The 15,628-nt window shown below is 43.6% G+C and carries 9 protein-coding genes; all 9 read left to right on the top strand.

The features are described 5' to 3' along the window. The first annotated feature begins 17 nt into the window (after positions 1–17). The 9 genes from FAM09_RS17525 to FAM09_RS17485 all read left to right on the top strand — a co-directional run bounded on the left by FAM09_RS17525 (position 18) and on the right by FAM09_RS17485 (position 15,627). Complete coding sequence (locus tag FAM09_RS17525) at positions 18–1,391, top strand: DUF5458 family protein (protein WP_136578422.1); 1,374 nt, start codon at positions 18–20, stop codon at positions 1,389–1,391. Positions 1,392–1,818: 427 nt separating this feature from the next. Continuing rightward, a complete protein-coding gene (gene tssD, locus FAM09_RS17520; RefSeq protein WP_136578421.1) occupies positions 1,819–2,205 on the top strand; it encodes a type VI secretion system tube protein TssD in 387 nt (128 codons plus the stop codon). A 116-nt stretch (positions 2,206–2,321) separates the two neighbouring features. After that, the gene (gene tssD / locus FAM09_RS17515; RefSeq protein WP_136578420.1) at positions 2,322–2,711 is read left to right on the top strand and encodes a type VI secretion system tube protein TssD; all 390 of its coding nucleotides are present in this window, start codon (positions 2,322–2,324) and stop codon (positions 2,709–2,711) included. 152 nt (positions 2,712–2,863) lie between these two features. Beyond that, positions 2,864–4,687, top strand: a complete 1,824-nt coding sequence (locus tag FAM09_RS17510; protein ID WP_136578419.1) for a type VI secretion system Vgr family protein — start codon at positions 2,864–2,866, stop codon at positions 4,685–4,687. A 102-nt stretch (positions 4,688–4,789) separates the two neighbouring features. Continuing rightward, positions 4,790–6,157, top strand: coding sequence for a hypothetical protein (locus FAM09_RS17505; RefSeq protein WP_136578418.1), 1,368 nt, complete (start codon positions 4,790–4,792; stop codon positions 6,155–6,157). A 42-nt stretch (positions 6,158–6,199) separates the two neighbouring features. Beyond that, entirely contained in the window at positions 6,200–6,796 is a 597-nt protein-coding gene (locus FAM09_RS17500) for a hypothetical protein (RefSeq protein WP_136578417.1), read from the top strand. A 38-nt stretch (positions 6,797–6,834) separates the two neighbouring features. Beyond that, positions 6,835–10,944, top strand: a complete 4,110-nt coding sequence (locus FAM09_RS17495; RefSeq protein ID WP_136578416.1) for an RHS repeat-associated core domain-containing protein — start codon at positions 6,835–6,837, stop codon at positions 10,942–10,944. A 33-nt stretch (positions 10,945–10,977) separates the two neighbouring features. Continuing rightward, positions 10,978–11,493 (top strand): hypothetical protein, encoded by a 516-nt coding sequence (locus FAM09_RS17490; protein WP_136578415.1) that lies wholly within the window; start codon positions 10,978–10,980, stop codon positions 11,491–11,493. Positions 11,494–11,568: 75 nt separating this feature from the next. Then, positions 11,569–15,627, top strand: a complete 4,059-nt coding sequence (locus FAM09_RS17485; RefSeq protein ID WP_136578414.1) for an RHS repeat-associated core domain-containing protein — start codon at positions 11,569–11,571, stop codon at positions 15,625–15,627. The last annotated feature ends 1 nt before the right edge of the window (position 15,628 follow it).

Genomic DNA, 15,628 nt, shown 5'->3' with positions numbered 1-15,628 from the left:
ATCATTAAATCGTTATCATGAGTACTGAATCCATTAAACCCGCCCAGCAAACGGCTTTTAAAGAAGCGTTGCAACCGGTTGAACAACTGGAAAGCAGTGTGCAGGGCCTTGCAAAATTCGGTGGATTTGATCTGCTGGAATCGGCTATTGATGCTGTTCAAAACATCAACCCCGAAAGAAAAGCCAGAAAAAAGATCTTTCTAGAAGAGAATAGTAAAAAAGAAGAACGTACAGCGCTTAAAAAAACATTGAAGTTGTGGATGGATATTCTGCAGAGCGCCGAGGACCCTGCTGACATGATCCAAACCTGCAACGAACGCTCGGAGCAGGCTGGCCAGGTATTGAAGAAGAACCTGAAGGCAGCTGTAAAGGAAACCGAACAACTGGAAAGGTCTTACCGCGCAGTAGCGCTCTTCTTTAAAAATACCGAAAGCCTCAAGGTGAAAAATGTATCGGTGATCAATGCTGATCCCGATCAGGTAAGAGACCTCGACAATACCCGGTTTATTGATGCTATCCACAACGAGCTGACCGATAATTACGACCGGCTCGATCTGCGTAATAATTATAGCCTGCTTATTTTGCCTGGTTATTTGGGCAGCAACAAAGTGCTGGAGAAATGGGCAAAGATCGCCTATGAAAATAAGGTAATGCTGGTTACCGACTTTGAAGACCTGGATACACCGGATGATGTAATGGAACTGTTTGAAGCAGCCAATCTGACCGGCGGCGATCCTTATCGTTCAAATGTAATCATGGCGTGTAACTGGCTGGTAGGCCGTGGCCGTTTTGCAGAAATAGGAGAGGAAGATGACCTGCTGGTGCCACCATCTGCCGCATTGGCCGGAAAGATCTACAATACGTTGATGTCGCAGGTGACAGCCGGTAAAAAATTCGGCGGTATTAATGAAGTAGATGGTGTACGGTTCGACCTGAAGAAAAGTGAGATCGCCAGTTTGGAAAAACTGGGACTGATCCCCATGGTGAAAGAATACGGCAAGGTAATGGCTTTCTCTGCCAAAACATTGTTTAATGGCGATAACCTGGGCTTACAAACCTATTCAGTAGTGCGTGTATTTGATTACGTTACAAAAGTGATGATGGACTTCCTGAACCGTCGCGCTTTTGAGAACTTTAACGCTTCTACCCGTAAAGAACTGAATGGCCAGATCGTGAAATTCCTCGATGGCATTACAGGTCCCAATAAATTGATTGAAAACTTTACAATAAAGCGATTTGAACAAGACCCTGTTCAAAAAGACCGCATATACCTCGACATTCATCTGAAACCGTATTTCCCCGCAAAAACTTTCATGATCAAGTTGGAAGGGCAAAAGGGAGACGATGCTGACAAAGCAGATTGGTCTTCTAAATACGAGCAGGACAAATAGGTCCTGAACTGATCCTGAGCGCAGTCGAAGGATCAGACTTCAACATTTTGAACCATGATCATAGTGCAAACTCAGATTGCCTATGACTACTGATCCTGAGCGTAGTCGAAGGATCAGTAATAACATCTTACGCAATGTCGAAGGATGAGACGCATTGCTAGCCACCACCTTACATTTAAAATCCATATCCCTCACCCCAAACGGCAACCCCACATCCTTGAGCAAATAAGGATATCCTGACTGTAGTAGCATGACAGTGTCATATTAATGATGCTGAGAGGAGTTTTTTTGTATTTCCGTTTAACTCCAGGGTTTAAGCACCACATAGCTTAGTATTTTGGTTTCGGCTCAACCGGGACCAACAGGGATCGTTTTTTTTATTTTTTGGTCTATATACCATTTTTATTAATCATCAAAACCATTAATTATGTCATTTAAGGCAAAACTTAAAGTGGCTGGCAAGGAAGTGAACGTCCTTGCATGTACCTATGCACTGAAACAGGAAACAGACGCCACTGGCCGTCCTTCTTCCATCACCCGTGGCGGTAAGATCAGTCTGACGGTAGAGTCTACCGGCGATACCACTTTCTTCGAGTGGATGACAAACAACTTCGAGCGTAAAGATGGCTCTATCACTTTTGTTAAACGTGATACCGATGCTACGCTGAAAGAACTGAAGTTCAATGAAGCTTACCTGGTGGAGTATCGTGAAAATTTTGACGGTGCTAATGACAGTCCCGTAACTGAGACCTTCACGCTTAGCGCTAAAGGCATTGAGCTGGGCAGCGGCAAGCATGAAAATGAGTGGGTATAAACAGATACCGGTTACCAGTTGCCAGTCATCCCGCCCTGCGGGATATCTGGTAACTGGTAACTTTTCTTATAACAAACTTCAGTTTATTTTTTTGAATAATACTAATTATCCTATTCATGTCATTTATAGCAAAACTCAAGTTAGATGGCGAAGAGATGAATATTCTGCACTGTGCCTATCGATTTACACAGGCCACCGACGGTACTGGTAAACCTACCGCCATTCCGCAAGGCGGCTCCGTTACGCTGGTTATAGAAAGCAATGGCAATACCGGTCTGTTCGATTGGATGGTGAGTCCAACCCAAACCAAAAGCGGTACCATTACTTTTTATCGCCGCGATAATATGAGTAAATTAAAAACCCTGCAATTCAACGACGCGCACTGTGTTGATTATTACGAAACCTATGATCACAACAGTGAGAGTCCCATGCAGGTGCAGATAATACTCAGCGCCAAAGAAGTTAAACTGAACGAATCGAAGTTCAAAAACAATTGGCCGCAGTAAATGAAAAATTAAGAATGAAGAACAGAGAAATGAAAAAGGAATTAAATGCAGATCGCTAATTGTATTTGCTTGCAGCTTGAAGCTTGTGGCTGTATTTCCTTTGCCGTTTCACATTTCACGATTTCTCAACCATAAACGACATAACATTTTTTATGGCCCAACTAATTAGTAGCAATATAACCATTGCCGGTACTCCTATTAAACAAATTACCTCTTTTCAGCTAACCCAAAATATTTTTGACCACCATTACTTCCGACTCGTTTGTCCGGCCGAATCACTGGAGGGTTTAGAAGGTGGCCTGCTGCAATCGTCGCGTAACCTCATCGGTGGCGTATTACAGGCATCTTTCAGCACACCAGCCACAGGAAGCGGATTACAGTTCAGGGGTATTGTGATGCAGGTTGAAGCAGACCGGTTCAGCGGTCATACAGGCAATATCATTATCTCCGGTACCAGTCCCACCATTGTACTCGACAACGGCCCCCACTGTAAAAGCTGGGAGAAAAAGGCCATTAAGAACATTGCACAGGATGTATTGAAACACTTTCCGCAAAACCTGTTGCAGGCGCAGATCTCGCCACAATATCCCGAAACGCTGGCGTATACCGTTCAATACAAACAAACTGCCTGGCAATTCCTCAACACGCTATGTGCCAGCTATGGCGAATGGTTGTACTACGATGGCAACCAGTTACAAATAGGCGCACTCAAATCATCCGATGCAACTAAGCTTACATTCGGTAGCAACATTAACCGTTTCAGTATGGCCCTGCAGGTACAACCTGCCAACAGCCAGATGATGGCGTACGATTATCTCAATCACGAAGTATATAACAGTAAGCCGCAAAGCATAGAAAGCAAAGCGGGCCTCAATGACCTGGGCAAACATGTGCTGCAAGCCAGCAACACCGTATACGCTACGCAGCCCAAGATCTGGAACAACCAGTTCGTCAGCAATAAAAAACAACTGGATGACGCCATTAACATTCGTACGGCTATGCAAAGCAGTAACACCGTACGTTTTTCGGGCAGCAGTGCGCATCCCGGGGTTAAAATAGGCGGCACCATTAATGTACAGGGAAACAATCTATATAGCCTGTCGGGCGAAAATTATGGCGAGTACACCATACTTTCCATCAATCATTATTTCGATGGACATGGCAATTATAATAACGACTTCACGGCGGTTCCTGCCGGTATAAAAGTACCACCGGTAAAATCTGGAGGTATGCCGCCTATCGAAACACAAAGTGGTATGGTAACCGATAACCACGATCCCAAAGGGTTAGGTCGCGTTCGGGTAAAATTCCACTGGATGAACGGAACGGAAAAAACACCCTGGATCCGCGTTACCAGTCCGCACGGTGGAGGTGGAAAAGGGATGTTCTTTATCCCGGAAATAGGCGAAGAAGTGATCGTAGGATTTGAAGGCGATAGTCCAACCAAACCCTATGTGGCAGGAACTGTGTATCATGGTAAAGCCAGCAATACCTTCAGCAATGGCGGCAACGATGTAAAAGCACTGCAAACCCGCAGCGGCAATAAAGTGGTGATGAACGATGCAGACGGAAGTGTATTTGTGGAAGACAAAGACGGTAATAGCATACTCCTGGATGGCGCCGGTAATATAACCGTGAAGGCCAATAAAAAAGTATGGATCGACGCCAAAGAGGAGATCAAGCTCACCACAAAAAATATGATCATAGATGTGGAAGAGGAAATTAAAGTGGATGCGAAGGTGCTTAACGGCACCCTCACTGAAACCTGTACATGGAAAGGTTTAAATGAGATGACAATACATTCTGATAAAGAGTCCTACGTGACCTCCCTCAATAAGACAACCATTTCCGGAGATGTGGAGGTGGCTGTAAAAGGCAATCAACATGTCGGTATCGATTCCAGGGATGGCCTTGTTACGGTAGAAGGTAATTTAACCACTACCATTAAAGGCGGACAGGTATTGTTGAATAGTTGATAAGGTGAATGGAAGAAATAGGAAGTGAGAGGATAGATGGCGTTTGCCATTTCACTTTTGCCGTTTCACGTATTTTGAGTTTAAAAAATAAGTAAACTAACAATGAACGAGCATAATCCCATAACCGTTCGTATCGATGAAATGGTGCAGGTATGGAAAAAGAACGTACTGCCCCGGCATAGCCTTATCCGCTGGATGTTGAAACCGGAAGATCATCGTATGTACGAAGGATTTTGCCGGTTGGAAGCATCGCCGCATGGAAAACTCGATAACCTGTTCGTATTCTTCTATACGCCCTTCAGTAATGCAAAAACCTATAGCCATGCATTGTTGCAGAACTGGCTGAACGAATATGATGATCCCAGGCAACGAAAATTGCTGACAAGCGCTGGTATAAAAAGCGAATGGGATGTACAGGCATTCAGAAAAGCAGTGGAAGAAAATAACTATGCAGCCTGTGACCAGTTATTGCCCGCCATGATCCTGTCTTATAAAAAATTTATAGGGCAGCAACAGGCAGCTTTTGTATTCAGTGTATTGCCGAAAGAAATGAGCAGTCCGCAGCAATTTCAGCAATGGCTGCACCAATGGATGGAGCAACCCAAAGAACCGGGCATACAACTGCTCGTATTTGATCATGTCGAGGGAAATTTCTGGGGAACCGTTTTTGAATATTATACCGATTACACCGTTACGCTGAAGCATGATCTGCGTATGCAGGATGCCATTCGGCAAATTGCAACGGCCGGCGCTGCAACCGACCCCTATGCGTTCTTTCGAAAATGCATGTTCGAAATGGGAGAGGCCGCTAACAAAAAGAACAAACCGCTCCTGAGCGAATGGGGAGAGAAAGCTATTGAAAGTGGTAAGAAGACCGGCGATAAAAGCCTGCTCGCCACCGCATACATCACCTACGCAGGTATGCTGTTCAACTTCAAAGACCATGAACTGATCAACCAGTTGCTCGATACCGGTATACGGCTATGCAATCAGGAGATTGCCAATGGCAATGAAGCTATAAAACCCATGCTGCTGCAATATTATACCTACAAGGGAGCCGATTTACAGATCCAGAAGGAAAGAAAAGAGGCCTTGCAATGGTTTATGAAAGCTGGTGATGAGGCTGTTGCCTTTGGTTTCACTACACAGGCAATATCGGCTTATTACAAAGCCTGGATCTTTGCAGATTACAAGAACTGGAACGAAGAAAAACTACAGGCTTGTCAGCAGGCCCTGCAACTCACCGGTAAATTGACCGATGAAGAGATTCAGGCATCTGAATATCCTTTTATGGCTTACGATTACGTGCAACAAAAACAGCATGATGAGAAGAACAGCCTCATTAAGGAAGTGACTGATAAAATGGTCAGTGCTTACGGGATCAACTGGCAAAAAGATGTTGAAGAACTGAAACAGAATTATACAAAGAAAAAGATCAGGGAGGCGAATGCGGGAGAAGTAGCGGTTTGATGGGCTGGATCGCAGAGGGCCCGGCCATCGAACAAACAAACAATGGAACAATCAATTACCTATATGGAAAACATTTTCACCGTTAAGTCGAAAATTGAATTGATAGATGAGGAAATAACCCACAAGTATGCAGATGAATTGCGGGCGAAAGAAAGCCGTATTGATTTCACCAAAGATGGCTGGGTGGAAGAAATGCGGCAAATTGAATCGGAATACAGGCAAAAAATTCAACCCGAACTGGCTTTTATCAGGCGAACGATAGGAGAGGTGCTGGCTGGTAATAAATTTAAAGACCTGCAAGCTATGGCCTCGCTCCTGGAAGACACCCAACGCCTTCAGCATTATATAACCCCCACTTTTGGCGAACTGGATGAAAATATATTTGACGGAAGTAGCGAATACATTACCCTGAGCCTGGTGTTGTTTATGGTGAGGAACCTGGAACCCGACGCCCGGGATGAAATGGTTTACTTCAGTGATCTGATCAGGTATTGTGACACAAAAAAGATCGATCTCAGGTCCATCTTAAAACATTTACTGTCTTACGCTTCCAATGAAATAAAATACGGCAACTATTCTGTACGAACATTATTCCTGAATACCATTGAACAAACAACCCCTTCAAAAAAACAACAATAGTAAAATGGTCTGATCATTCCGCCAGCAAAACTTATTCTATGTACGTAGCCAACACGCATCTGAAACCAGTGATCGGTATCGATATTCACTTTGTGAACCTGCCTTTTCCATTTGTGCCTTTGCCCCATCCTTACATAGGCCTGGTGATAGATCCGTTTGACTATCTTCCTTTCATTGGCGCTACAGTGAAGGTAAACCATGTGCCGCGTGGTAATACCGATACCGCGGGTATGATCATAACCTTTGTACACATCCCGTTTGGCGCCGGCTTTACGTTGATACCCATGATCGGCCATGACAGCCAGAACTTTTTTGGCAGCAAAAAGGTGCATGTAGACGGCGCTCCCATGAGCGGTGCAGGTTATATGCTCATGACCTGTAACGACATCGGGTTACCATTGTCATTCAGGCCGGGAAAAAAATTCAAACCCATTCCATCATTATATCTGCCTACATCGTTTTGCATTCCGCTGCAATGGGGTAAACCAGTGATGGTAGGCGGCCCGCTGGTGCCTAACTTCAGCCTCATGGCATTATTAAAAGCATTTGCTTTTGGTTCTTTCCTGAAAATATTTGGGAAGGCAGGCGGCAAAATGCTGAAGGCATTAAATCATAAAGTGCTTAAAAAATCTGCTGCTACCCAAAAACTAAGCAACCGTTTATGTAAAATGGGCTTTGAACCGGTAGACCTTATTACCGGCCGGGTGAATTACGAATGTGTAGATTTTGAATTGCCCGGTCCTGTTCCTGTAAAATGGGTTCGCACCTGGGACAGCGATTCCTCCATCACCGGCCCGCTCGGGCATGGAGTACAGTTATCTTATGATCGCTGTGTTCAACTTTGGTCGCAGGAAGAATGTTTGTCGGTAACAATGGCAGATGGCAGGCAGGTGGTATTTCCCCTGCTTTATCTTGGTGAAAACTTTTATCATCCGCAGGAAAAGATCTTGTTGCATCGAAAGCAAAATGGTCATTTTTTACTGGAAGATTATAACGAATCATTATACTACCATTTTAACCATGAAACACAGGCAAACACCTGGCATTTATCATATATTGAAAATTACAGCGGCAACCGCATACAACTGCATTATACCGACAAACACCTGAATGCCATTACAGACAGCGCAGGCAGATTACTGCTTTTTAAATTAGACAAACAGCACCGCATTATTCAGGCGGAAGTGAAGCATCGCGGCTTACAGCAAACGCTGGTAAGCTATACTTATAATGAAGAAGGCGACCTGGTAACAATTACCGATGCATTGGATCAATCTACTTCCATTGAATACCGGTACCATCTGATGATAAAAAAAACCGACCGGAATGGACAGAGCTATTACTGGGAATATGACAGCAAACGAAGGTGTATACACACCTGGGGCGATGGAGGCGTGCTGGAAGGATTCATACAATATAAAAAGGGATACAATATAGTCATCAATTCGCTCGATGAAAACAGCATTTATTATTATGATGAAAATAATTTGTGTGTAAGGCAGGTTGACCATTATGGCAATCAAACCTACACCGAATACACAGACACCTTTGACCTGTACCGCGAAATAGATGAAGAAGGTAATATAACCGGTTATGCTTATGATGAATACAGCCGGTTAAAAGAAAAAACGTTGCCCGATGGCACCCGTATACAGTTTAACTATAACGAGCATAACCAGCCCACGCTTATTGTTAATGCCGATGGAAGCAGCAAGACATTTGGTTATGACGCCATGCGGCGACTGCGTTTTGTAAATCACCCCAACGGCAAGACCATTGCATACGAGTATAATGCAGCTGGCAGACTGGCTGCGATCATTGAAAGTGGCAACCGCAAAACAATAATGGCATATGATGAAGATGACAATTTGCAAAGCGTGCAACTGCCCGACAACGCAACAGCTTCATGGAAATATGATGCGCTGGGCCGTTGTATACAGGCCACCAATGTAACCGGCGAAACGCGGCGTTTCGAATACGACCCATTGAACCGGGTGCGCAAACTTTACCTGCCTGATGGCAATAAAATAAATTTGAGCTATAATGCTTATGAGGAAGTAACGCATGCGGCGGACAAACATCACAATGTTCAGTTTGAATATACGCCGCTCGGTAATGTAAAAATTCGTCGCCAGCACAATACAGAACTTCGTTTTATATACGATACCGAAGAGCGCTTACGTGCTATTGTAAATGAAGCCGGCAGGCACTATAGTTTCGGCTATAATAAACGCGGGGAAATTATCAGTGAAACAAGATTCGACGGGCTGCAACGCCAGTATGAGCGCGATGCCGCTGGTAAAGTAATAAAAACCCTTGGGTCTGATGGCAGCTACAAACAATTTAAGTACGATGCCAATGGACGTGTTATACGAAAAGAATATCACGATGGCAGTTGGGAAATATTCAACTATGATAAAAACGGGAACCTGAAAGAGGCCATCAACGAACACAGCACAGTACGATTCAGCTACAACAAATTGGGTTTTATTGAAAAGGAAGAACAGAATGGATACATAGTGCAAAACACCTATAATAAGTGGGGAAGCCGAATACGCGTTAACAGCAGCCTGGGCGCCGATATTCAATTACAGCGCAATGTACTGGAACTGGTAACCGATATACAGGCAGCAGTATCATCACCGGGAGAATCAGAGGCCGCCAGTTGGCAGGCTCACATAAAATATGATAAGGCAGGCAGGGAAACAGCTCGGCTATTGCCTGGTAAATTAACAAGTGAATGGCAATATGACCGTGCAGGGAAACCGGCAGCACATAAAGTAAGCAGGGATGAGGTGGTGCAAAGCTGGAAAAAATATACCTGGAATGCCAACGACCGGCTTACCGACGTTTTTGACGCTTTGTCGCAGGGAAATACAGGGTTTAAACATGATGCATGGGGCAACCTTGTTTTTGCCCAATATGCAGATAATAGCATCGTGCAACGCGCTACAGACGCCACCGGGAATGTTTATACCACAAAAGAAAGATCCGATCGTAAATACAGTGCTGCCGGTGCATTGCTTGAAAGCGATCAGTTCATTTACAAATATGATAACGAAGGTAATTTAATCAGCAAAACCGATAAAACCACCAATAAAAAAACACGTTATGTGTGGTATGCAAATGGTATGCTGAAAAAGGTTTTGCGACCCGATGGAAAAAGCGTAGAGTTTACCTATGATGCGCTTGGCCGCCGAATAGAAAAACGCTACGGCGGAAAAATCACCAGGTGGATCTGGAACGGCAATGTACCTTTACATGAATGGAGCTATGCTGAAAATGAAAAGCCTGTTGCGGTAGTAGATGAGTGGGGAGAACTGAAGTATGATAAGGAAGAACCGAAAGAAAATATAATCACCTGGGTATTTAATGCAGATTCTTTTGTTCCTGCCGCCAAAATAGAAAATAACGAAACATTTAGCATTATTTCAGATCATTTGGGAACTCCCTGTGAAGCCTATAACGAAACAGGAAAACGCGTTTGGGAATTGGTGTTGGATATATATGGAAGAGCGCGGGTAGTAAATGGCGAAAAAAATTTTATACCTTTCAGATACCAGGGACAATATGCTGATGAGGAAACAGGTTTGCATTATAACCGCTTCAGGTATTATAGTCCGGAAGAAGGTACGTTTATTGCTCAGGACCCTATTGGGCTACAAGGTGGGTTGGCATTATATGCATATGTGAACGACCCCAATGCATGGGTGGATATTCTTGGATTAACACCCGGTGCGCCGGCAACTACCTGGAATGCATTTCAATCACAAACCACGGGCTGGTTCGGTAGCCGCCAGGAAGCAGCTGTGGGATGGAAAGTATATAAAGAGAGTTCTCAATCAGTAGAGGAATTAGCCATTGGACGTTTGCCCGATACCGAGGCTGCAGAGCAAATAGGGATGCGACGATTAAATACCAAAGGCTGGACGCCGGCTGTTAACGATGCATGGGTCCAGGGCGGTATTGATGCAAATAAAACATTTTACCTGGCTTCTGACAATGTTGATGCTAATAGAACAAATCCTCCCGGTTCAAAATTTCCAAAAACAGTTTTTGACCGTGAGTTAAATCAACTGGATGCAGCTAAATACAAACAGGATGGTAATTACATGAAGCCGCCGGCTGCTGCTTGTAGTAAACCCTAAACTATGCACCTGCAGGTGTAATAAAATCAAAAGATGAACAGTAGTATAGAAACTTTTAAACAATTATTGGCCCGTTCAGAAATTCGGCTATCCGAAGATCAGCTATCAATTATTTTGGAAATTACCAGTCGGGTTAGCACCGATGTTACCTTTAGAAATGATTTAATGGCCGCTATTCAAGACGAGGAAAGGTTGCGGTTATTATCCATGTCGGAAATATTGTCGGAAGAAGCATATAACCATAAATCGGAAGCATACCTGGAGGCGGCGTTAATCCTGCATGTGATTGAAAATTTCAAATGGGATGCCAGGGAAAATTCCATTTACCTGGCAGTTATCTGGTATGTTGCTAAAAAGTTAGGAATTGATGCCAAAAAATTATTTAATAAAGTAGTTGATTTCAGTTCTGCAGAATCCGGAAAGCATCTGCTTGAATTCGTTAACGGGCCTGACTATATAAAGGATCTGAGATCTATGGGCTTAAAAGCCACTTTAGATAGCAATGATAAAATTTCATTTGAACAGTTGCCGCCTCCCTGGAAAAAATAAAAAAATATCCCGATCTCCCGCGAAAACGCAGCAATCCCAACCATTAAACAATCGAATAATTGAACAATAAACCTTATGTACGTAGCCAACACGCACCTGAAACCGGTGATAGGCATCGACATTCACTTTGTGAATATGCCTTTTCCTTTTATTCCCATTCCGCATCCATACATCGGTTTAGTAATTGACCCGTTTGATTATATTCCGTTTATCGGCGCCACGGTAAAAGTAAATAATGTACCTCGTGGTAATACCGATACCGCCGGTATGATCATAACCTTTGTACATATCCCATTTGGCGCCGGCTTTACGTTGATACCCATGATCGGCCACGACAGCCAGAATTTCTTTGGTAGCAAAACAGTGCATATAGACGGCGCTCCCATGAGCGGTGCAGGTTATATGCTCATGACCTGTAACGACATCGGGTTACCATTGTCATTCAGGCCGGGAAAAAAATTCAAACCCATTCCATCTTTATACCTGCCTACATCATTTTGTATTCCGCTGCAATGGGGAAAGCCGGTAATGGTGGGCGGTCCGCTGGTGCCTAATTTCAGCATCATGGCTTTATTAAAAGCCTTTGCCTTCGGTTCTTTTTTGAAAGTATTTGGCAAACTGGGCGGTAAAATGCTGAAAAAACTGAATCATAAAGTCTGTAAAAAATTCAAGTGCACACAAAAGCTAAGTAAGCGCTTATGTAAAATGGGCTTTGAACCGGTAGACCTTATCACTGGCCGGGTAAATTATGAATACACCGATTTTGAATTGCCGGGTCCTGTTCCAATTAAATGGACCCGCAACTGGGACAGCGATTCCTCCATTGAAGGTCTGCTGGGGCATGGAGTGCAATTGTCATATGATCGCTGCGTGCAAATTTGGTCCGAAGAAGAATGCTTGTCTGTAACATTAGCCGATGGCAGGCAGGCGGTATTCCCTTTGCTTTACCCGGGCGAAAGCTTTTATCACCCGCAGGAAAAAATATTATTGCGCCGCAAACAGAACGGCCATTTTATACTGGAAGACTACAACGAATCGCTTTATTATCATTTCAATCATGAAACAAAGTCAGGCGCCTGGAAGTTGTCGTTGATAGAAAATTACAGCGGTAACCGTATTCAGTTGCATTATACCGGCGGACATCTTACAGCCATAACAGATTCCGCCGGAAGGCAACTGCTTTTACAGCTAGATAAAAAGCATCGCATCACGCAGGTAAAAGTAAAACATCGCAACCTTGAACAAATACTGGTTACCTATGCTTATAATGAAGCGGGCGACCTGGCAAGCATTGCCGATGCATTGAACCAGGCAACTATCATTGAGTACCGGTATCACCTGATGATCAAAAAAACCGATCGCAATGGTCAAAGCTTTTACTGGGAATACGACAGCAAAAAGCGTTGCATTCATACCTGGGGCGATGGCGGTATTTTAGCAGGCTTTATTAAGTATTATAAAGGCTATAACACCGTCATCAACTCCCTGGAGGAAGTCACCACCTACTATTTCGATGAAAACAATTTATGCATCCGGGAAACCGATCACTATGGCAATCACCGGTACACTGAATATACCGAAGACTTTAATATATATCGTGAAATAGATGAAGAGGGGAATATAACCGGTTATGTATATGACGAAAGAAACCGGCTTACAATAAAAACATTCCCCGATGGCAGCACCCGGCAGCTTCATTACAACGATCATGATCAGCTTACGCTAATTATTCAACCGGATAACAGCAGCCAAACCTTTGGCTATGATGAAATGTGGCGACTGCGTTTTATTAACTTTTCCAATGGAGGTACTATTACCTATGAATACAACGTAGAGGGGCAACTTGAATCAGTGATTGAAACCGGCAATCGAAAAACAGTATTGAGTTACGACGAAGACGACAACCTGGCAACGCTGCAACTACCCGATGAGTCAGTAGCCCTCTGGAAGTATGATGATTTGGGCCGTTGTACACAAACCACCAATACCACAGGCCAGGTACGGTATTTTGAGTATGACCCCCTGAATCGCCTGTGCAATATACATTTACCCGATGGCAATACCGTTCGCTTTACATACAATGCTTATGAAGAAGTCATCCAGGCTTCAGACCGGCATAACCAGGTACAGTTTGAGTACACGCCATTGGGCAATGTAAAAAAACGAAAACAGCACAATACGGAAATACTTTTTCTGTATGATACAGAAGAGCGTTTAAATTCAGTTGTAAATGAGGCTGGCAAACACTATTCTTTCAGGTACAATAAACGGGGTGAAATTAGTAAAGAAACCGGGTTCGATGGTTTGCAACGCCAATATGAACGGGACGCTGCAGGAAAAGTAACTAAAGTTGTGTGCGCCGGTGGTCGTTCTGTACAATATGAATACGATGCGAATGGCCGCATAGTTCGTGTGGAATATCAGGATGGCAGTTGGGAACTGTATAATTACGACCGCAACGGAAACCTGCAGGAAGCTATTAACGAATATAGCCACGTGCGGTTGACCCGCAATAAAATGGGTTATATAGAAACAGAAATACAGGGCGAATACCAGGTACATAGCAGGTATAGCAAGGCAGGAAACCGCATTGGCTTAACCAGTAATTTAGGTGCAGACATATTACTGCATCACAATAAACAGGGACTGGTAACCAATATGCAGGCAAAGGTGAATGATCTCTTATGGGAAACGCAAATGAAATACAACCAGGCGGGTAAGGAAATGGAAAGATTATTACCCGGCGGTATAACCAGTGTATGGCAATACGATACAGCCGGAAGACCTGCAGAACACCAGGTGAGAAAAAAAAGCACAGTACAACACTGGAAAAAATACACCTGGGATACCGACGACCGGCTGGTGAATATTTTTGATGCCCTATCTCAGGGTAATACCCATTTTAAACATGATGCCTTCTCAAATCTCGTCTTTGCACAATATGCCGATAACAGCATTGTGCATCGTACCGCTGATGCTACCGGAAATATTTTTAAAACCACCACACAAACAGATCGCAAATACAACAGCGCAGGCGCTTTGCTCGAAAGTGAAAAATATATTTATACGTACGATGAAGAAGGCTTTCTGATAAGTAAAACAGATAAAGGAAACCAGAAAAAAACATATTATGAATGGTATGCCAATGGTATGTTGAAAAAAGTGGTACGGCCCGATGGTAAAGAAGTAGCATTTGCCTACGATGCCTTTAAACGCCGGATCTCAAAATGCTTTGGTGGCAAAATAACCCGTTGGGTTTGGGATGGCAATGTTCCGCTACATGAATGGACGTATAAAGAAGAAGATAAACCAAAGGCTATAATAAATGAATGGGGCGAAATAACATATGACAAACCAGAGCCCTACGAAAAAGGGTCAGCTATAACCTGGATATTTGAGGATGATAGTTTTGTGCCTGCAGCTAAAATACAAAACGGTAATACATACAGTATAATTGTTGATCATTTGGGTACGCCCCATGAAATGTTTGATGCAACAGGTAATAAAGTGTGGGAAGGGGTGTTGGATATTTACGGAAGTTTAAGAAATTTGCACGGCAACAAAAACGTATTGCCATTCAGGTACCAGGGACAGTATGAGGATGCAGAAACCGGCTTGTATTATAACAGGTTCAGATATTATGCACCGGAAGAAGGCATTTATATAAGCCAGGATCCAATCAGGATTGAAGGAGGCAATGCATTATATGCCTATGTTCATGATACGAATATTTGGATAGATCCATGGGGATTGATACGGGTGTACAGATTATTACGTCCTGATGAAGATCCGACCCAGGGTTTGGTTGCTAAAAAGCCGGGGAGAAATATGACAGTACATGGGCATGTTTCCGCCGGCTCAAGACCTACTTTTAAGGGTTCTCAATTTATATCAACAAGTACAGATCCTAATGCTATTGCAAAATGGCGACAACCCGGCCAAACAATGGTAAGTTTCGATACTGATGACGTGGTACCGGATAAAGTGGGTAACAAACGGATCGTGGATATTTCAACATTTGAAAAAGCAAGAGCTGCAGGTGTTGGTACAGTGTCGGCAAGATTTTCGAAGGACTCAAAAGAAATACTTGTAGAAGGACATGTTCCTGCAAGTGCAATTACAAAATGTAAATAAT

It is taken from the genome of Niastella caeni (assembly GCF_004834005.1).
Taxonomy (GTDB): domain Bacteria; phylum Bacteroidota; class Bacteroidia; order Chitinophagales; family Chitinophagaceae; genus Niastella; species Niastella caeni.
Note: the sequence above shows the minus strand (reverse complement) of the source record. Positions and strands in the feature narration are given on the sequence as shown.